The organism is Brucella sp. GW823-FHT04E01 (assembly GCF_058796175.1).
In genome coordinates this window covers 807,155-824,839 of record NZ_JBXAIK010000003.1, presented here as the reverse complement: position 1 = coordinate 824,839, position 17,685 = coordinate 807,155, and the positions used below count along the sequence as shown (strand labels likewise).

Sequence of the window (17,685 nt, the reverse complement as noted above, 5' to 3'; positions counted from 1 at the left end):
AGTCCTGCGCTGTCGATGAGGACGACGGTACAGGACACTCCGAGAACCGGAACAGGGAGGAGTATCATGGCCGTCATGGAAGAGGGCAGTCGTGGAAAGCCGTCGGGAATATTTCGCAATCTGAATGCAAAGGTTGCAGCACTTCCGATGATCGCGACGGTTCTCGTGGTCTTCATTGGCTGCACGCTCTGGACGGTTGTTTATTCCTTCACGTCCTCCAAATCGCTGCCTATGTTGAATTTTGTCGGCTTCGATCAATATACGCGCCTGTTTTCTGCGACCCGCTGGCATGTGTCAGTCCGCAATCTGGCGATCTATGGCGTCCTCTGCATGGGCTTTTCCCTTGTGGCGGGGTTTGTCCTTGCTGCCCTGATGGACCAGAAAATCCGCTTCGAGAACACATTTCGCACGATTTTCCTCTATCCCTATGCCCTGTCGTTCATTGTGACGGGCCTTGTCTGGCAGTGGATATTCAATCCCCAACTCGGACTGGAGAAAGTCATTCGCGATATAGGCTTCGACAACTTCCAGATGGCTATCCTGTCGAGCCGCACCTACGTCATCTATGCAATTGTCATTGCCGGGCTCTGGCAGATGACGGGGTTGGTCATGGTTCTGATGCTGGCCGGGCTGCGCAATGTCGATGATGAAATCTGGAAGGCTGCACGAGTTGACGGCATTCCGAAGTGGAAAGCCTATCTCTTCATCATCCTGCCGATGATGCGCCCCGTTCTGGTGACGACCGTCGTTCTTATCGCGACAGGCATCGTCAAACTATACGATCTGGTGGTTGCCATGACCAATGGCGGACCCGGCATAGCGTCGGAAGTACCAGCAAAATATGTTTACGACTTCATGTTCGGCTGGGCCAATTTGGGGCAGGGGCTTGCTGCTTCTACCGTCATGCTGACCACGGTTCTGATCATTCTCGTTCCTTGGACAATGCTGGAATATAGTCGGAGGAAAGCGCGATGACTGAAGCTGTCCTCAACAGGAAGAGGCCAGCCGAAACTGAGGCTGTAGCAGCCCAGGCTCGTCCGGCACAAAAGCGGGCTTCGCAGCCGTGGGGTCGTAAGCCAAAACGGCGCTTTGCACCGGCCACCATCATGCTCTACAGCATTTTGTTCGTTGCTGCCGTCTATTATCTGTTGCCGCTTTACGTGATGGTAGTCACTTCTCTGAAGGGTATGCCGGAGATCCGGCTCGGCAACATCTTTTCACCGCCAGTCGAAATCACCTTTGAGCCATGGGTCAAGGCATGGAGTCAGGCTTGTACCGGCCTTTATTGTGAAGGCATTAGCGCGGGTTTCTGGAATTCGATCAAGATCACCGTGCCGAGCGTGATCGTTTCCATCACCATTGCTTCGGTCAATGGTTACGCGCTGGCCAACTGGAAGTTCAAAGGATCGGAAATATTCTTTTCAGTCTTGTTGTTTGGGGCGTTCATTCCGTATCAGGTCATGCTGTATCCGCTCGTGATCATAACCCGCGAGCTTGGCATATTCGGTACACTGACAGGCGTTGTCTTCATCCATACCATCTTTGGAATGCCGATCTTGACGTTGTTGTTCCGCAACTATTTCGCCGGCCTGCCGCCGGAACTCTTCAAGGCAGCGCGTGTCGACGGAGCCGGGTTCTGGCGCATTTTCTTTCAGATCATGCTGCCGATGTCGCTGCCGATCTTCGTGGTTGCAATCATTCTGCAGGTGACCGGTATCTGGAACGACTTTCTGTTCGGCGTGGTATTTGCGGGAACCCAGAATTTTCCGATGACCGTCCAGCTGAACAATATCGTCAACGCCATGCAGGGCGTGAAGGAATACAACGTCAATATGGCCGCCACCATTCTTACCGGGGCTGTGCCATTGCTCGTCTATTTTGTTTCTGGTCGGTATTTTGTACGCGGCATTGCCGCTGGCGCAGTGAAAGGATGAACTGATGAACTCCAGCGTTTCCATCCAGGACCTATCGCTCGGCTTCGGCTCGGTCAATGTGCTGCAAAATCTCAATCTGGAGATCGGGGAGGGTGAATTCCTCGTGCTTCTTGGGCCTTCCGGTTGCGGCAAGTCTACGCTGCTCAATTGCGTGGCGGGCCTTCTCGATATTTCGGAAGGCAGCATCTTCATCAAGGGGCGTAACGTTACGTGGGAAGAACCGAAGGATCGCGGTATCGGCATGGTGTTTCAATCCTATGCGCTTTATCCGCAGATGACTGTCGAAAAGAACCTTTCCTTTGGTTTACGTGTTGCCGGGCTGCCCAAAGGAGAGATCGATAAGCGTATCAAGCGTGCTGCTGAAATTCTCCAGATCGAACCTTTGCTGCAACGTAAACCCTCAGCCCTGTCCGGCGGACAACGTCAGCGTGTTGCGATCGGTCGTGCGCTGGTGCGCGATGTCGACGTGTTTTTGTTCGATGAACCGCTTTCCAATCTGGATGCAAAATTACGTTCTGAGTTACGCGTTGAGATCAAGCGCCTTCACCAGAAACTCGGCAATACCATGATCTACGTCACGCACGACCAGATCGAAGCCCTGACATTGGCGGACCGCATCGCAGTCATGAAAGGTGGGGTGGTCCAACAACTGGCTGATCCGTCGACGATTTACAATCGCCCAAAGAACAGGTTCGTAGCGGGTTTTCTCGGCTCGCCGTCGATGAATTTCTTTACGGGAGAAATTACGGCTACAAATGGCAAGCCAGTCTTCCATGTTGGCGAGACCGCCGTTCAGCTTGATGGATATGACGGTGGGCTGACACCCGGACGTAAGGCCACTCTCGGGGTTCGTCCTGAGCATACTAGACTTGATGTCGAAGATGGTTTTGAGGCGACCGTCGATCTGGACGAGCCGATGGGTGCCGACAGTTTGGTCTGGCTTCGCCTGAACGGACATTCGCTATCCGCACGGGTGGAAGCGGGGAAGCGCTATCGGGCAGGTGAGAAGGTCAGGATCGGTTTCAAGCCGGATGCCCTGTCGCTTTTCGATGCGCAAACGGAGGAGAGGCTTTAGATGAATAGCGAAGAACGCTCCCCTTAAGAGCCTCTCCTGCGAGAGGCGAGGCTATTGGCTTTCAATGGACGGCACGAGGGCTTGCCTCGGACCGTGCGGGGATTTTTTGCTCGCAACAAGGCCCGACACAATTCTGGATAGAGTTCTGAGGACGAGGACATGAACGGATATTCCTATCAACTTTACAGCTCCCGCAACTTCCAACCGTTGGAACGAACGCTCACCATGCTGCGGGATCTCGGCTATCGTCGGGTGGAAGGCTATGGGGGGATTTATGGTGATCCTGTTCGATTAAAGAAGGACCTCGACGCATTGGGACTTTCCATGCCTACCGGGCACTTTGGTCTGGATATGCTGGAGAACGAAGTCGACCGTGTTCTGGAGATTGCCAAGGTCGCCGATATGAAGGCTATTTTCTGCCCATATCTCGATGCAGACCGCCGCCCGGATAGTGTTGCCGGTTGGCAGGAGTTCGGAAAACGCCTTGCTATCGCTGGAGAGCATTATCGCAAGGCGGGCTATGCATTTGGCTGGCACAACCATGATTTCGAATTCCGCCCGTTGGCCGACGGTTCCGTACCACAGGAACATATCCTCGATGCTTCCCCCGATCTTGCATGGGAGGCGGATATTGCGTGGATTATCAAAGGTGGTGCCGACCCGCTTGAATGGATCAGGCGCTATGGCGACCGAATCCTTGCGGTCCATGTCAAAGATATCGCCATAGCCGGTGAAAAAACCGACGAAGACGGCTGGGAAGACGTCGGACATGGCACTGTGGACTGGGCTGAATTGTTTACGGCTTTGCGCAAGACGCCCGTCCGCTATTTCATCATGGAACACGATAATCCGTCGGACGACACCCGATTTGCGAGCCGTTCCATCGAAACCGTAAAGAATTTCTGAGTTGGAGAACGAAATGACCAAGACACTTGGTGTCGGCATTATCGGTTGTGGTAATATATCCGCTGCCTATCTGCGACTGTCTCCCATGTTTCGAGGTATCGAAATAATGGCGTGCGCGGATATAAATCCTGCTGCAGCAAAAGCGCGCGCAGACGAGTTTGGTGTAAAGGCGCAGACTATCGACGAGCTGCTTCAGAATGACGGCATTGATATCGTCGTCAACCTGACAGTTCCCGATGCTCATTATGCTGTCACGAAGCAAATTCTGGCCGCAGGCAAACATGCATACTCAGAAAAACCTTTGGTTCTCTCGATGGAGCAGGGGCTGGAACTGAAGGCGCTTGCTGACGGTCGCAACCTGAAAGTGGGGTGCGCGCCGGATACGTTTCTGGGTGGAGCCCATCAGCTTGCGCGGCGCGAAATCGATAATGGTAATGTCGGTCGCATCACCTCCGGTACATGCCATGTCATGAGCCATGGCATGGAACATTGGCATCCGAATCCCGACTTTTTCTTCCGAAAGGGCGGTGGGCCGATCCTTGATCTTGGACCGTATTACATCGCCAATCTCGTTAATCTGATTGGCCCCGTGAAGCGCGTCGCCGCTTTGACTTCTGCAGCTACACCGACGCGGACGATTAGCTCTGAACCACGCAAGGGCGAAGCCATTCCTGTGGAGACGCCGACGACCATTCACGCATTATTGGAATTCGAACAGGGCGCAACAGTAACACTATCAGCCAGTTGGGATGTCTGGGCGCATCGCCATGCGAACATGGAGTTGTATGGCACCGAAGGATCGCTTTACCTGCCCGATCCCAATTTTTTTGGCGGAGAAGTTCAAATGGCTAAGCCGGGCGAACCAGTAGAGCCAGTTAAAAATTGGGAGCATCCATTTGGTGTTGCCAATGAACAGCATTCTCAAGGTATGATGGCTAACTATAGAACGGCTGGTCTGGCAGATATGGCGGCTGCTATTCTGAATGGCCGCGATATACGTTGTTCACTGGAGCGTGCACTGCATGGGGTCGATGTCATGCTGGCTATTTTGAGATCAGGCGAGGAAAAGCGTTTCATTGACATCGAAACGCGCTGTACGCGCCCGGAGGCACTGGATATTGCCGCGGCAGAAGCTTTGCTTCGACCAGCAGAAAACCGAGAAAAACGGGCGGCGAACTGATTTTGCATCGCTCCTCCCGAGCGATAGGAGGCTATTCAGGGCTCACGGGTCCGGAGTGGCCTCCGCCCATTCTTATCCGATGGTCTGCAAGGACCTCACATCGATGCCGTTAATCCGGCCCAGAATGGCTTTGCCAAGCTGCTGCCCGGCCAGCTTGAAACTTTCCTCGACGACAATCAGCCCCGGGCGAAACCAATGCAAAATCTGCGTCGATTGTTTGGCTGCGACATCGACTTCATTACCGATACTCAATCCCGCATCTTCTACACCGGCAACAATTGCCAGAGCGGCTGCACTGCCAGAGCAGATGATACCGTCCGGTCGATCAGGTCTTTTCATCAATTGAGCTATATGCTGTCGCAAATCCTCAAGCGGTGTATCGAGATCAACGTCTTCGAGCGGCGATCCACCACAGTGAAAGGCACGCAGACCTTCATAAAATCCACCTACCATATGCCGGTAATAGGTGAGATGCGCGGGTGGAGTCAGTAAAGCGAGCCGCTTTCGTCCGCGCGCCGCCAGTTTGCCAACCATATCCAGCGCGAAAGTGAAATTATCAAAGTCGTGAAAAGGGTGCTCAATGCCCGTATCAGTGCGACCATGGGTGGCAAACGGAAAATCATGTTCCGTCAGATAATGAACGCGCTGATCGTCCGGTTCTGTACGCGAAAAAATAATACCGTCGGCTGAACCCGTTTCCACGATGTAGCGGATTGGTTCGATTGGTGCCCGCGAATGAAAATAGGGTGTCAGAATGAGATGGTATTGCGTTTCGGCAAGAACATCCGCGACGCCATGAATGACCTGGCTGGTAAAGCCCATGATCTCGTCCTGTGTGTTCAGGACAAGGGCAATGACATTCGTCTTGCCGGTTCGAAGGCGCACACCGGCACGATTGGGACGATAGCCGATCTGTCGGGCGATCAGTTGTACGCGTTTTCGTGTTTCCGGACCGATTTCCGGTGCATCCTTTAAAGCACGCGAAACCGTGGTCACGCCAAGGCCGGTCATGAATGCAATTGTCTTCAGCGTTGGACGTTCATTTTCAAAGAACGATTTGGCTGGATTTTGCGGCTTGGAAGCCTGCGGGCTCCGTTTTTCATTCATGCGTATTTCGTCCGGCAGCGAGGAACGATGTGTACGGGAAAAAGCTAGAATTCGCTTTATCTATCAATAGCTTGTTTTAACGGACTTGTCATCTTTTATGATGTTGAATCGATATTTTCAGATACCATTTCGAACGGTTTTTATTGCGCTCCGCACGTACTCGCTGAGGCATGCTTTCCATCGTCTCGGTGCTTGTCATTGCCAGCGATAAGAACTTCTCCTTGAACGCTGTTTTGACTAGATTGTCATGAATAAATTTCAGTATAATAGGACAATTCTGGATATGTCATGATGGAGTTGGTAGACGCATGTGGGAACCCATGTTGGAAATGCGCAAGGGCGTCACCAAGCATAGGCTTTTGACAGATAAAATTGTCGACGACATCGAGAAGGGTGTTCTTTTGCCCGCCACGCGTATGCCGACCCATCGCGATCTGGCACACAAACTCGGGCTTTCGGTACAGACGGTCAGTATCAGCTACAAGGAAGCCGAGCGGCGCGGCTATTTGCGCGGCGAAGTCGGCCGGGGAACCTATGTTTGTAACCGGGTGACGGAGCGGGCTGATCGCTTCATGCTTGATCGGGATCCGAGCGGGACGGCGGATCTGTCGATCATTCGCGCCGTCTATACAGAAGCCCACGAGAATGCATCGCGTCGTCTGCTGGAGGAAATGAGCCAGTCGGACAATGCGAGCTTCATGCGCCCTTGCCGTCCGATTGCGGGGCTGGATCGGCATCGTGCTGTCGCGCGGGACTGGTTGCGTGGTCTTTCCGTGGATGTCGATCCGGGCCGGATCATCATTACGAATGGCGCTGCTCATGGCTTGTTTCTTGCCGTCGCTGCTGTCGTCCAGCCGGGAGAGGTGGTACTGACGGAAAGCCTGACCGACCATGGAATCATTGGTCTTGCCAATGTGCTTGGCTTCACGCTGCGTGCGCTGCCGACGGATAGAGAAGGTATTCTGCCCGATGCTTTTGAAATTGCATGTAAGGCGGGAGATGTAAGGGCGTTGGTGCTCATCCCGACACTTGGCAATCCGACCAGTCATTTGATGGGCGCTGAAAGGCGCATTGCTGTTGCGGATATTGCCCGGCGATACGGCGTTTGTGTCATCGAGGATGAAGTCTATAAGCCGATCCTTGAAGAGCCTCTGCCATCAATGCCGGAACTGCTGCCAGAACTGGGCTTCTTCGTAACCAGCTTCACCAAGACGGTTATGACCGGCTTGCGGACAGGCTATCTTGTGGTGCCTGCGCATTATTCCATCCGCGTAACGTCGATTTTGCGCGTCACGAGCTGGAGCGGCGTTAATCTCGTTGCAGAGATGGCCAGCCGCTGGATCGAGGACGGAACGGCGACCGGGCTTCTGGATATTCAGCGTAGCGAATTGCGTTCAAGGCAGACATTGGTAGCCGATATTCTTGAACCGCACATTGCAGGCAGCAATCCGCTGTCGCTTTGTGCGTGGTTGAAGATCCCGCGCAACTGGTCGGAGGATGGTCTGGTCCGTGCTCTGGCAAGCAAAGGCGTTGCTGTCACACCTTCTGATCCGTTCGTGGCGGGCGGTGAGCGGGGGGATGGGGGCATCCGCATTTGCCTCGGCGGAAGGCTTTCGCGATCTGCCTTGCAGACAGCTCTTGAAACTATTCGCGAAACCTTCGCGCAACTGCCGCCGGTCTATGATGTCAGTTCTATAGCCTGAGCGCTATAGAACTGACTGCAGAAACTCTTTCGTCCGCTCTTCGGTCGGAGACTGGAATATCTGTTCGGGCGTGCCCTGTTCGCAGATGCGTCCCTTGTCGAAAAAACAGACACGATCAGACACTTCGCGTGCAAAGCGCATCTCATGGGTGACGAGGAGCATTGTCAGATCATGTTCTTGTGCCAGACTGCGAATGACCGCCAGAACTTCGCCGACAAGTTGCGGATCAAGTGCCGATGTAGGCTCGTCAAAGAGTAGAACACGCGGACGCATAGCCAATGAACGCGCAATCGCAACGCGCTGCTGCTGGCCACCTGACAGCTGTGAAGGGTAGTGATCTTTCTTGTCTGTCAGGCCGACAAGAGCGAGAAGATCGAGTGCACGTGCCTCGGCTTCGTCCCGCTTCATACCGAGAACGTGTACTGGCGCTTCGATGATATTGCGCAGCACAGACATGTGCGGAAACAGGTTGAAGCTCTGGAACACCATACCGACATGCGATCTGATTCTACGCAAGTGGGCTTCGCTCGCCCGAAACTGTCCTTTGCCGTTTGGTTGGTGATAGGACATATCTGCGAGTTCGAGCGTACCCTCCTGAAACGGCTCCAGTGTCATGAGAATACGGAGCACCGTCGATTTTCCCGATCCTGATGGGCCGATCAGTGTTACTTTCTCGCCTGTCTTGACCGAGAAATTGAATTGATCCAGCACAGTCAGTGCGCCGAAACGCTTGGCTACGTCCTGAAAGCGGATAATTTCCTGGGTCATTTGAGAGCGATCCCGTTCTTTGGAAGTGTGCGTTCGAGCAGGCGTATGAGCGCCGAGCAGATAAGTGTCAGGATGAGGAAGATCAGGCCAACCATCGACAGCGGCACCAGATATTCGAAGGTGCGGTCGCCGATCAGATTGGCGAGGTTCAGCATGTCGACGATACTGACGACAGACAGAACCGGGGTCTCCTTCAGCATCGAGACGAGGTAATTGCCCATAGCCGGGATGATCCGGGGTATGGCTTGCGGAATGACAATGTCGCGATAAGTGCGCCATGGCGTAAGGTTCAGGGCGCGCGCTGCTTCCCATTGTCCGCGCGGAATGGCCTCTATACCTCCGCGGTAAACCTCCGACGTATAGGCCGAATATTGAAGGCCAAGCGCCAGAGCGCCGGTCAGGAATGCGGGCAGAACAATGCCATAGACAGGCAGCACGTAATACAGGAAAAACAACTGTACCAGCAGCGGCGTATCGCGCAGAAACTCCACAACGACCACAGTCGGCCAGGATATGATTTTGTATGGGCTGCGGCGCAGAAGCGCAAAGACAAGGCCGAGCACCAATGCAATAGCAAAGCCGGTGGCTGCCGCTTTCAGGGTTACCGTCAGACCAATTGCCAAAATTGGCAGAATAGAAATCGCAAAGGAAAGCGTGGACGAGGTGTCCCATGCATAGCCGTAGATCATGCGAAACCTCCTGCCATTGTCTGGCGTTTCAGTCGTCGCTCAAGCCAGCGAATAGCGGAGGCGAGCACCAGAGCCATTGCAAAATAGCCGAGTAATGTCAGTGAGTAGATCGTTACATTGTCCAGCGTCAGATTGCGCAAACGCTGGGCCTGGAAAGTGAGATCGCTGATGGCGATAAGCGAGGCGAGTGCTGTATCTTTCAGATTATGAATAGCCAGATTGCCGAAAGCCGGCATCATCTCGACAACCGCCTGTGGCAGGACAATGTGAAACAATGTGTGGCCTCTGCTGAAGTTGAGGGCTCTTGCGGCTTCATGTTGCGCTTCAGGAACGGCCTGCAAGGCACCACGCACGACCTCAGCACCATAAGCACCAATGTTAAGGCCAAGCCCCATAATGCCGGTCGTGATCGGATCGAATGAAATGCCGATCAATGGCAGGGCGTAATAGAGCCAGAACAATTGCACGAGCAGTGAAGTACCCCGGAATATCTCGATATAGATCACCGCAATCGTGGAAAGGATCGGCCCACCCGCAAAACGGGCAATACCGGCTGCGAACGCCAGCAGAGTGCCGATAGCCATCGAACTGAGGGCAAGAACGACGGTGATTTGTGCGCCTTTGAAAAGGGCGGGAAGATACTCCGTCCAGTGCATATGGTCTTCTCCCGATAGAGATGAGACAAGGCCCGCCGAACCAATCATCATGGCACGGCGGGCGACAAAAGCGTTATTTTGCGTTGCAGAGGCTGGCTGTATCAACAGTCCGCGCCGCTTCGACGCTCTCTTCGCTAAGCCCATAGGTCATCAGGATTTTCTTGTAGTCATCGGTCTTCTTGAACTCGATGAGTTCCTTGTTGAAGGCGTCGTAGAATTCCTTGTCCTCCGGACGGAAGCTGAAAGCGCCAAAACTGCGCGCGGACTTGCCATCCACAACCGGGTCGGTAAACGGATGTGCCTGTTCCAGTTGTGGCGAATTTTCAACGAGCTTGGCCACTGTCAGCTCTGTAGCGGCGTAGGCATCCGCACGACCAGTCTGAACCGTGGATGGAGCGTCAGCATTGCCCTGAATCATGACGATCTGCGATTCATCGATACCCATTCCATGCAGGAAATCGATCTGATCGGCACCCGAAACAATTGCGACTTTCAGAGACGGATCTTTCTTGATGTCATCATAGGAATGAATGTTTTTTGGATTGCCTTTTGGCACCAGGAGACCTTCACCGTAGCTGGAATTGGCGACCGTGAACTGAACCTGTTTGCAGCGGTCGGGCAAAACATTCTGCTCGGCGGCGACAAACTCAAAGCGTTTGGCCTTCAATCCGGGAATAAGCGAGCCGAAAGGCGTAACAGTCCAATCGACTTCTTCAATTCCGAGTTTTTTGAAGATTGCTGCGGCAACGTCTGGGCCGATGCCTTTGGCTGCGCCACTCGCGTCCATATAACCATAGGGCACTTCGTTGGCGGTCGCTCCTCGCACAAACCCTGCGCTTTTCAGATCGTCAATGGTGACGGCCTGTGACGGGATTGTAAGAGCTGCAAATGCTGCCGCGGAAAGCAGAGCGGAAATCGTATGAAGTTTCATGCGCATGGTGTTCACTCCTCTTTATGGATGCCGGTTGTTTTTGGTCCGGCTTTTCAATTGGTCGGTACTGATTGATTTAAGACGAAGACGGCTCCTCGCTGATCGTGGCGATGACCGAAAGGCAATCACCCATCTTGATGAGACCCGGAAAGTGCCGTGCCGCGAGAATTCCGTCGAGTGCCGCGCGGTACTCTTGCGGAGCCACGCCGGTGCACGCCACATTATGAACGCGGGCAATGAGGTCGCCTTTGCGTATTTCCGCGCCAAGATCGACCAAAGGTTCAAGCAACCCCTCGGTATCGGCAAAGCCGAAGCATTCCTGCGATGGCATATCGAGCCATGTAGTGGGCGAATACTCCACATCACCATGCAAAATGCCAGCGTGGCGCAATAGGTTGCGAATGCCACGCTTGGCGATTGCTGCCGATCGTGCTGAAATCGTGCCACCGCCGGAAAGCTCGGTCGTCACAAACACCTTCCCGGCTTCCTCAGCGGTCGTGTCGTACATGCCTACAGCATCGATCTCGATCATTCGCATGGAAAAGGGGGCGGAGAATGCTTTGACGGCAGCAAAGCATTGGGCTTCCTGAGTTGCATCGGGCAGGGCATGTGCTGCGGCATAGGGCAGGAAATCGAGTGTTCGTCCGCCGGAATGAAAATCCATGACGATATCGGCTGTGGGCAGCAGATAGCGGGTGAAATAATCGGCGATCTTTTCAGTTACCGTGCCATCCGGGCGGCCGGGGAAACTACGATTGAGATTGCCTTTATCTATCGGCGATGTGCGTGTTCCGGCCATGAAGGCCGGGAAATTCATTGCAGGAACAATGATAACGCGTCCGTTGATCTCAGCTGGTTTCAGATTGGCGGCTAGATCGTAGAGTGCAACCGGCCCCTCATATTCATCGCCGTGATTGCCACCCGTAAGAAGGGCTGTGGGTCCATCGCCATTGCGAATGACGCAGATGGGCAGCATCAGCGATCCCCAGGCGGAATCGTCTCTGGACCAAGGCAGCCGCAAATGCCCGTGCTGTACGCCGTCGCGGTCAAGATCGACAGTCGGCGTGATCGGGGAGGGACGTGATGGAGGCGAGCTAAGCATCATCGCAGCGTCCTAATCCTTGACCACGAGCTTGCGTGGCACATTCGACAGGCATTCGACGCCGGTTTCGGTGATCACGACGCTCTCGGTGATCTCCAGCCCCATGGTTTCCAGCCAGAGACCTGTCATGAAATGGAAGGTCATCCCGGGCTGCAACTCGGTGTGATCGCCGGGGCGCAGGCTCATGGTGCGCTCGCCCCAATCCGGCGGATAGGACAGACCGATTGAATAGCCGGTGCGGTTGTCCTTGATGATCCCGTATTTCTTCAGCACAGCGAAGAAGCCGTTGGCGATATCTTCGCACGTGTTGCCGGGGCGAGCAGCAGAAAGTCCCGCTTCCATACCTTCGAGCGTTGCTTTTTCTGCATCAAGAAAAGCCTGCGTCGGCTTGCCGAGAAATACAGTCCGCGACAGTGGGCAATGATAACGCTTATAGCAGCCGGCGATTTCGAAGAAAGTACCTTCTCCGGTCTTCATCGGTAGATCATTCCAGGTGAGATGCGGGGCGGAGGCATCAGGTCCAGAAGGCAGCAGTGGCACGATGGCAGGATAATCGCCGCCGAAATCGTCAACGCCGCGCGTGCCTGCATCGTAGATTTCGGCAACCAGATCGCATTTACGCATGCCCGGCTCGATTTTATCGACGATGCGCTGGTGCATGGCTTCCACGATGCGACCGGCTTTGCGCATATAGCCGATCTCGGTTGAACTCTTCACCGCCCGCTGCCAGTTGACGAGACCTTGCGCATCTTTGAACTGTGCATTGGGCAGATGCTTCTGCAGAGCATGGTGGGCCGCAGCAGTGTACCAGTAATTGTCGAACTCGACGGCTATCGTCTTGTTACCCCATCCCTTTTCCTCAAGGATTGAGGCCAGAAGGTCCATCGGGTGGCGTTCCAGCGATTGCACGTAATGGTCGGGATAGCCGATAATGTTGTCATGGCTGATCCACGCGGTGCGTTTAGCACCGTTGCCATCCTGACCACGACCATACCAGATCGGTTCGCCTTCCATCGAAAGCACAACGCATTGATGGACATAGAAGGACCAGCCATCATAACCGGTAAGCCAGTGCATGTTGGACGGGTCTGTGACGATGATGACATCGAAGCCTGCCTTCTCCATGGCGCGACGGGTTTTGGCTATCCGCTCATCATATTCCGCGCGGGTGAAGTTGAGTTCCACACTCATCGACTGGCTCCTGCAGTTTTGGTTGAATCAATTTTCGTGCCTGCGTCGCGCAGGCTGGCGCGCTCCGTCGCAAGACGGGCGATTGCAGTATCCTGAACCCCGGTGCCCGTGAGGTCGCAGAAGGTTATGTCCTCTGCCTTCCGCTGGAATGTGGGGGCATTGAGAACGATCTGGCCCAGTTCTGGAAAGACAGTATCCGCTGCAACAATCCCAGCCGAAATTGCGTGGTGCAGTTCGCCAAGCCTGCGTGTCTGGGAGAGGCTGTCAGCGACATAGATGATTGATCGCTGGAAAAGGGTGGGGTCGATCTCGTTCTTATGTTCGGCATCCGATCCCATAGCAGTAACGTGCTGACCGGGTGCAAGCCATTCAGCCTTTATGAGTGGCGTTTCCGATGGCGTGGTCGTGACGATGATGTCAGTGCCATCACAAGCTTCCTTTGCATCTGCAATCGCCGTCACCGGTATTCCGAGCTTTTGGGTGAAGTTTTGCGCGGCTTTTTTCGCGCTATCGAAGTTGCGTGCCCAAATCCGCGCCTCGGTGATGGGGCGCACGAGCGTCAGCGCTTCAAGCTGCATTCCAGCCTGCATGCCCGCACCGATGATGGTGGCGACACGGGCATTTTCCCGCGCCAGATATTTTGCTGCGACAGCACCGGCAGCCGCTGTACGCACATCGGTCAGATAGCCATTATCCAGCAACAATGCTTCGATAAGCCCTGTCTTTGCCGAAAACTGGATCATCAGCCCATTGGTGGATGGTAAGCCGATGGAAGGATTATTGAAGAAGCCGGGACTTACTTTGATGGCAAAGCTGTCTATCCCGGGAATATAGGCCGTCTTCACATCGACTTCGCCACGTTCTGCGGGGATATCCAACCGAAGAATGGGCGGCATGCTGACACCGCTACTCGCGAGTGCCCGGAAAGCATCCTCCACGCACGCCACGCTTTCAAGTTCGAGGGCTATGATCTGTCGCAGATCAGCTTCGGTCAGAATTCGCATTTCAGCCATCAGCCTGCCCTCCGATAGCGGTCTTCCATGATTGCGCGGTGTTGTTCAGGATCGATATTGCCACCTGAGACTATGATGACGGTCGGTCCTGTCGGCTTGATTTTTCCAGCAAGCAAGGCGGCAATACCAACAGCTGCCGCGCCCTCAATAATCTCGCTTTCCAGCCGCGCCGCATGGCGGATGCCTGCTGCGATCTCTTCCTCGTCCAGCAGGATCACGTCGTCCAGCAGCGAGCGGCACATCTCAAAAGTCCAACGGTTATCGAGGCCTATGCCACCACCGAGGGAATCTGCCAGCGTATCCTGTTCCTCAACATTGACTGGTCTGCCCGCTTCAAGGCTCGCTTGCATCGCCGCGCCGCGGCGCATGGAAATTCCAATTACCCGCGCTAGTGAGCGTTTTGCTTTCACTGCTGCAGCCACTCCGGCGGCAAGTCCACCACCAGAAAGCGGAACAAGCACGGTGTCCAGTTCAGGGAGGTCTTTGACAATTTCCAATCCCATCGTTCCCTGTCCGGCAATGATGCGCGGATCGTCGAATGGTGGGATGGCATTCATGCTTTCATCACGCACAAGTCGCACGACTTCTTCCATCGCATCGTCCTGTGAGTTCCCAACGATGCGCACATCCGCACCAAGATCGCGGATTGCCTCGACCTTATTGCGCGGTACAAGCGATGAAAGACAGATTGTGGCGGTCAACCTTTGCATGGACGCCGCATGAGCCAACGCGCGCCCATGATTGCCGGTAGACGCGGTCACGAGTCCCTGCTTGCGTTCATTTTCGGACAGGCTGAGAACGGCATTTGTTGCACCGCGAAGCTTGAAACTACCCGTTGGTTGTCGGTTTTCAAGCTTGAGAAAAACCGGCGCGCCTGATCGCCTGCTGAGACTTTCGGAGTGGATCAGCGGTGTTCTTTGGACATGACCATTCAGCCTGTCTTGGGCTTGCTCTATTTCGTTGAGACTGATCATTTGCGACACACTTCCCGACATCCGCACCGCCGTTCAAAGCGGCGTGACAATGGGGAGCGCCGCACCAAGCAAAGCACGTCTTCGCTGCAGGCGAGCAAATTGAGGGCGCAATAATACACCACGTGCGAAACCGTAAGGCCGCATCCTCGTTCCCCATATGTTTGATTTTTTGTTCTTGGCTCTATGTGTGAAAGACCTATAGGATCATGTCAATAATTATATTGGATCATTACAATTTTGATCTGTCACGACTTTTCGATGTTGGAGCCTTGTCAGCGGCGCAGGCGCGTGCCAATGAGAACTGGAATGTTTGCAGATGCTGGATCAACAGAATGAAAGCCGCCTTGAAGCTCGACGCCGTCGATTTGCGTATTCTCGAAGCCGTTCAGGAGAATGCGCGGATCACCAAGCTTGCCTTGGCGGAGAAGGTCGGGCTTTCTGCGACACCCTGCTGGCTACGACTGCGCAAGCTGGAAGAGGCGGGGATTGTCACGGGCTATCATGCACGCATCGCCTACCGTAAAATTGCTCCCATCGCGAATGTCATTGTGCAGATCACTCTGGGCAATCATCGTCAAAGCGATTTTGACCGGTTCGAAAGAGCCGTCACAGTAGTACCCGAAATCGTGTCCTGCTGGTCGGTTGGCGGTGGGGTGGACTATTTTCTGATGATCGTGGCGCGCGATATTGATGGCTATCAGCGTCTGATTGACCGTCTTCTGGACCAGAATATCGGCATAGAACGCTACTTCACCTATATCGTGACCAAGCTGGTCAAGGACGAGAAAGCGAGCGCACCTTTGTCGCTGTTCAAGGAAGTCGCGGACTAGCCCAAACAGGCTGTCTTGCTTTTAAATTTAGTCCAATTCGCATGTTCGTCGGGCTGCCTTTGGTCCGAATCCAGAGCTATCCTGTGACAAACTTCTTCCTGAATTGGGAGAAGAACAATGAATGCCGTTCTGGATCATCCGATACAACATGATGGGCTTGGCAGGCTTCGCGATAAGCATCTTTTTCGCGAGCTTGGCTATATTGATGGACGCTGGTTTGCGGGACAAAAGGCCGAAACCTTCCCTGTTCTCGATCCTGCAACGGGTCAACGGCTTGCCCGTGTGGCTAGTCTTGGCGAAGCTGAGACGACGCTCGCGATCGATGCGGCAGTAAAGGCCTTTTCGGCCTGGCGTGATAAGCTGCCCCAGGAACGATCCGCGGTCTTGCGGCGTTGGTTCGAGCTGGTCACGGCAAATCGCGAAGATCTCGCATTGCTGATGACGCTGGAGCAGGGCAAGCCGCTGGCGGAATCGCGCGGCGAAATCGACTATGGCGCATCTTTCATCGAATGGTTTGCAGAAGAGGCCAAGCGTCTTAACGGCGAAACCATAGCGAGCCATCTCCCAAATGCCGAGATGCTCGTGCGCCGCGAGGCGTTGGGTGTCGTAGCACTTGTAACGCCATGGAATTTTCCGCATGCCATGATCACCCGCAAGGCGGCTGCAGCGATTGCCGCCGGTTGCCCGGTCGTCGTGCATCCGTCTTCTGAAACACCGCTTTCTGCATTCGCCCTCGCCGAACTGGCCGAACGTGCGGGAATGCCTGCGGGCATATTCAATGTGGTGACGGGCAAAGCCGCGCCTATCGTCGATGTATTGTGCCGCGACGAGCGTGTACGGGCGCTGAGCTTCACCGGTTCTACGGACATCGGCAGGCTGATTGCCACCAAATGTGCGAACACGATGAAGCGGCTTGTCATGGAGCTTGGCGGACATGCACCTTTAATCATCTTCGATGATGCCGATATCGAGCGGGCGGTCGATGTTGCTATGGCCGCCAAATTTGCGACCTCTGGTCAGGATTGCCTTGCTGCAAACCGTATCTTTGTTCAGCGCGGTATCCTGAAAGCGTTCACAAAGGCTTTTGCTGTGCGCATTGAGGCGCTGAAGGTCGGCAATGGGATTAATCCGACGGTGGAGATTGGGCCTCTGATGCACAGCCGGGCGGTGGACAAGGTCGAAGAGCACGTGCGGGACGCTGAAAAGCGAGGCAGTAAGATACTCGTCGGCGGCAACCGGCTGAGAGAGAATTCGCTTTTCTTTGAACCGACATTGCTGGTCGATGTGCCTGACGATGCGGCGATTATGCACGAAGAGACATTCGGACCGGTAGCTGCCGTCACGGTTTTTGACGATGAGGACGAAGTCATCGCCCGCGCCAATGCCACACAATATGGTCTCGTTGCCTATGTCGTAACGGCGAATGGCGCCCGACAGCTCCGTATGGGGCGCGCACTCGAATATGGAATGGTAGCCATCAACCGCGCAAAAATTACCGGCGCACCGATCCCTTTCGGCGGCTGGAAGCAATCCGGTCTTGGCCGCGAAGGCTCCCATCAGGGCATCGAAGCCTTCACCGAACTCAAGTATCTCTGCATCGATACCGCCGCGTGAAAGCGTGGCGAC

General features: G+C 54.5%; 17 protein-coding genes. 8 read left to right on the top strand and 9 right to left on the bottom strand.

The genetic code is table 11. From position 1 onward, the window contains the following. Positions 1-66: 66 nt before the first annotated feature. The 5 genes from AC1RHM_RS14245 (at position 67) to AC1RHM_RS14225 (ending at position 5,095) form a co-directional block, all read left to right on the top strand. Positions 67-975 carry a carbohydrate ABC transporter permease gene (locus AC1RHM_RS14245; protein WP_010658654.1) on the top strand — a complete coding sequence of 303 codons (909 nt, stop codon included), beginning with the start codon at positions 67-69 and terminating at the stop codon, positions 973-975. Continuing rightward, positions 972-1,934: a carbohydrate ABC transporter permease gene (locus AC1RHM_RS14240; protein ID WP_010658655.1), complete on the top strand. Its 963-nt coding sequence runs from the start codon at positions 972-974 to the stop codon at positions 1,932-1,934. The genes AC1RHM_RS14245 and AC1RHM_RS14240 overlap by 4 nt, the downstream gene beginning before the upstream one ends. 4 nt (positions 1,935-1,938) lie before the next feature. After that, a complete protein-coding gene (locus tag AC1RHM_RS14235; protein WP_010658656.1) occupies positions 1,939-3,009 on the top strand; it encodes an ABC transporter ATP-binding protein in 1,071 nt (356 codons plus the stop codon). 159 nt (positions 3,010-3,168) lie between these two features. Further along, positions 3,169-3,915 (top strand): sugar phosphate isomerase/epimerase family protein, encoded by a 747-nt coding sequence (locus AC1RHM_RS14230; protein WP_010658657.1) that lies wholly within the window; start codon positions 3,169-3,171, stop codon positions 3,913-3,915. A gap of 13 nt (positions 3,916-3,928) precedes the next feature. After that, positions 3,929-5,095: a Gfo/Idh/MocA family protein gene (locus AC1RHM_RS14225; RefSeq protein ID WP_010658658.1), complete on the top strand. Its 1,167-nt coding sequence runs from the start codon at positions 3,929-3,931 to the stop codon at positions 5,093-5,095. Between the two features lie 72 nt (positions 5,096-5,167). On the opposite strand, the gene AC1RHM_RS14220 is transcribed toward AC1RHM_RS14225, so the two are convergent. Next, positions 5,168-6,202, bottom strand: a complete 1,035-nt coding sequence (locus AC1RHM_RS14220) for a LacI family transcriptional regulator (protein ID WP_010658659.1) — start codon at positions 6,200-6,202, stop codon at positions 5,168-5,170. Between the two features lie 308 nt (positions 6,203-6,510). Here AC1RHM_RS14220 and ehuR point away from each other — a divergent pair, with 308 nt between their 5' ends. Then, on the top strand, positions 6,511-7,905 hold the full coding sequence (gene ehuR / locus AC1RHM_RS14215; protein ID WP_010658660.1) for a MocR-like ectoine utilization transcription factor EhuR: 1,395 nt from the start codon (positions 6,511-6,513) through the stop codon (positions 7,903-7,905). A 3-nt stretch (positions 7,906-7,908) separates the two neighbouring features. On the opposite strand, the gene ehuA is transcribed toward ehuR, so the two are convergent. The 8 genes from ehuA to eutB all read right to left on the bottom strand — a co-directional run bounded on the left by ehuA (position 7,909) and on the right by eutB (position 15,229). Further along, positions 7,909-8,673 (bottom strand): ectoine/hydroxyectoine ABC transporter ATP-binding protein EhuA, encoded by a 765-nt coding sequence (ehuA, locus tag AC1RHM_RS14210; protein WP_010658661.1) that lies wholly within the window; start codon positions 8,671-8,673, stop codon positions 7,909-7,911. After that, positions 8,670-9,362 carry an ectoine/hydroxyectoine ABC transporter permease subunit EhuD gene (gene ehuD, locus AC1RHM_RS14205; protein ID WP_010658662.1) on the bottom strand — a complete coding sequence of 231 codons (693 nt, stop codon included), beginning with the start codon at positions 9,360-9,362 and terminating at the stop codon, positions 8,670-8,672. Before ehuD ends, ehuA begins: the two co-directional genes overlap by 4 nt. Continuing rightward, positions 9,359-10,018, bottom strand: coding sequence for an ectoine/hydroxyectoine ABC transporter permease subunit EhuC (gene ehuC / locus AC1RHM_RS14200; RefSeq protein WP_010658663.1), 660 nt, complete (start codon positions 10,016-10,018; stop codon positions 9,359-9,361). Before ehuC ends, ehuD begins: the two co-directional genes overlap by 4 nt. A 73-nt stretch (positions 10,019-10,091) precedes the next feature. Next, entirely contained in the window at positions 10,092-10,955 is an 864-nt protein-coding gene (gene ehuB, locus AC1RHM_RS14195) for an ectoine/hydroxyectoine ABC transporter substrate-binding protein EhuB (protein ID WP_010658664.1), read from the bottom strand. A 70-nt stretch (positions 10,956-11,025) separates the two neighbouring features. After that, the gene (doeB, locus tag AC1RHM_RS14190; protein WP_029375937.1) at positions 11,026-12,054 is read right to left on the bottom strand and encodes a N(2)-acetyl-L-2,4-diaminobutanoate deacetylase DoeB; all 1,029 of its coding nucleotides are present in this window, start codon (positions 12,052-12,054) and stop codon (positions 11,026-11,028) included. A 9-nt stretch (positions 12,055-12,063) separates the two neighbouring features. Further along, the gene (doeA, locus tag AC1RHM_RS14185) at positions 12,064-13,242 is read right to left on the bottom strand and encodes an ectoine hydrolase DoeA (protein ID WP_010658666.1); all 1,179 of its coding nucleotides are present in this window, start codon (positions 13,240-13,242) and stop codon (positions 12,064-12,066) included. Then, positions 13,239-14,255, bottom strand: coding sequence for a cyclodeaminase (locus AC1RHM_RS14180; RefSeq protein WP_010658667.1), 1,017 nt, complete (start codon positions 14,253-14,255; stop codon positions 13,239-13,241). The genes doeA and AC1RHM_RS14180 overlap by 4 nt, the downstream gene beginning before the upstream one ends. Next, a complete protein-coding gene (gene eutB, locus AC1RHM_RS14175; RefSeq protein ID WP_010658668.1) occupies positions 14,255-15,229 on the bottom strand; it encodes a hydroxyectoine utilization dehydratase EutB in 975 nt (324 codons plus the stop codon). Before eutB ends, AC1RHM_RS14180 begins: the two co-directional genes overlap by 1 nt. Positions 15,230-15,573: 344 nt before the next feature. On the opposite strand from eutB, the gene AC1RHM_RS14170 reads away from it, so the two are divergent. Both AC1RHM_RS14170 and AC1RHM_RS14165 read left to right on the top strand, forming a co-directional pair. Then, complete coding sequence (locus tag AC1RHM_RS14170; protein WP_029375938.1) at positions 15,574-16,059, top strand: Lrp/AsnC family transcriptional regulator; 486 nt, start codon at positions 15,574-15,576, stop codon at positions 16,057-16,059. A 117-nt stretch (positions 16,060-16,176) separates the two neighbouring features. Further along, positions 16,177-17,673, top strand: a complete 1,497-nt coding sequence (locus AC1RHM_RS14165; RefSeq protein ID WP_010658670.1) for an NAD-dependent succinate-semialdehyde dehydrogenase — start codon at positions 16,177-16,179, stop codon at positions 17,671-17,673. Positions 17,674-17,685 lie beyond the last annotated feature (12 nt).

Bases quoted from the DNA above. Each gene is read 5' to 3' on its own strand.
- AC1RHM_RS14245 (WP_010658654.1), top strand. From the start codon at position 67: ATGGCCGTCATGGAAGAGGGCAGTCGTGGAAAGCCGTCGGGAATATTT.
- AC1RHM_RS14240 (WP_010658655.1), top strand. From the start codon at position 972: ATGACTGAAGCTGTCCTCAACAGGAAGAGGCCAGCCGAAACTGAGGCT.
- AC1RHM_RS14235 (WP_010658656.1), top strand. From the start codon at position 1,939: ATGAACTCCAGCGTTTCCATCCAGGACCTATCGCTCGGCTTCGGCTCG.
- AC1RHM_RS14230 (WP_010658657.1), top strand. From the start codon at position 3,169: ATGAACGGATATTCCTATCAACTTTACAGCTCCCGCAACTTCCAACCG.
- AC1RHM_RS14225 (WP_010658658.1), top strand. From the start codon at position 3,929: ATGACCAAGACACTTGGTGTCGGCATTATCGGTTGTGGTAATATATCC.
- AC1RHM_RS14220 (WP_010658659.1), bottom strand. From the start codon at position 6,202: ATGAATGAAAAACGGAGCCCGCAGGCTTCCAAGCCGCAAAATCCAGCC.
- ehuR (WP_010658660.1), top strand. From the start codon at position 6,511: ATGTGGGAACCCATGTTGGAAATGCGCAAGGGCGTCACCAAGCATAGG.
- ehuA (WP_010658661.1), bottom strand. From the start codon at position 8,673: ATGACCCAGGAAATTATCCGCTTTCAGGACGTAGCCAAGCGTTTCGGC.
- ehuD (WP_010658662.1), bottom strand. From the start codon at position 9,362: ATGATCTACGGCTATGCATGGGACACCTCGTCCACGCTTTCCTTTGCG.
- ehuC (WP_010658663.1), bottom strand. From the start codon at position 10,018: ATGCACTGGACGGAGTATCTTCCCGCCCTTTTCAAAGGCGCACAAATC.
- ehuB (WP_010658664.1), bottom strand. From the start codon at position 10,955: ATGCGCATGAAACTTCATACGATTTCCGCTCTGCTTTCCGCGGCAGCA.
- doeB (WP_029375937.1), bottom strand. From the start codon at position 12,054: ATGATGCTTAGCTCGCCTCCATCACGTCCCTCCCCGATCACGCCGACT.
- doeA (WP_010658666.1), bottom strand. From the start codon at position 13,242: ATGAGTGTGGAACTCAACTTCACCCGCGCGGAATATGATGAGCGGATA.
- AC1RHM_RS14180 (WP_010658667.1), bottom strand. From the start codon at position 14,255: ATGGCTGAAATGCGAATTCTGACCGAAGCTGATCTGCGACAGATCATA.
- eutB (WP_010658668.1), bottom strand. From the start codon at position 15,229: ATGATCAGTCTCAACGAAATAGAGCAAGCCCAAGACAGGCTGAATGGT.
- AC1RHM_RS14165 (WP_010658670.1), top strand. From the start codon at position 16,177: ATGAATGCCGTTCTGGATCATCCGATACAACATGATGGGCTTGGCAGG.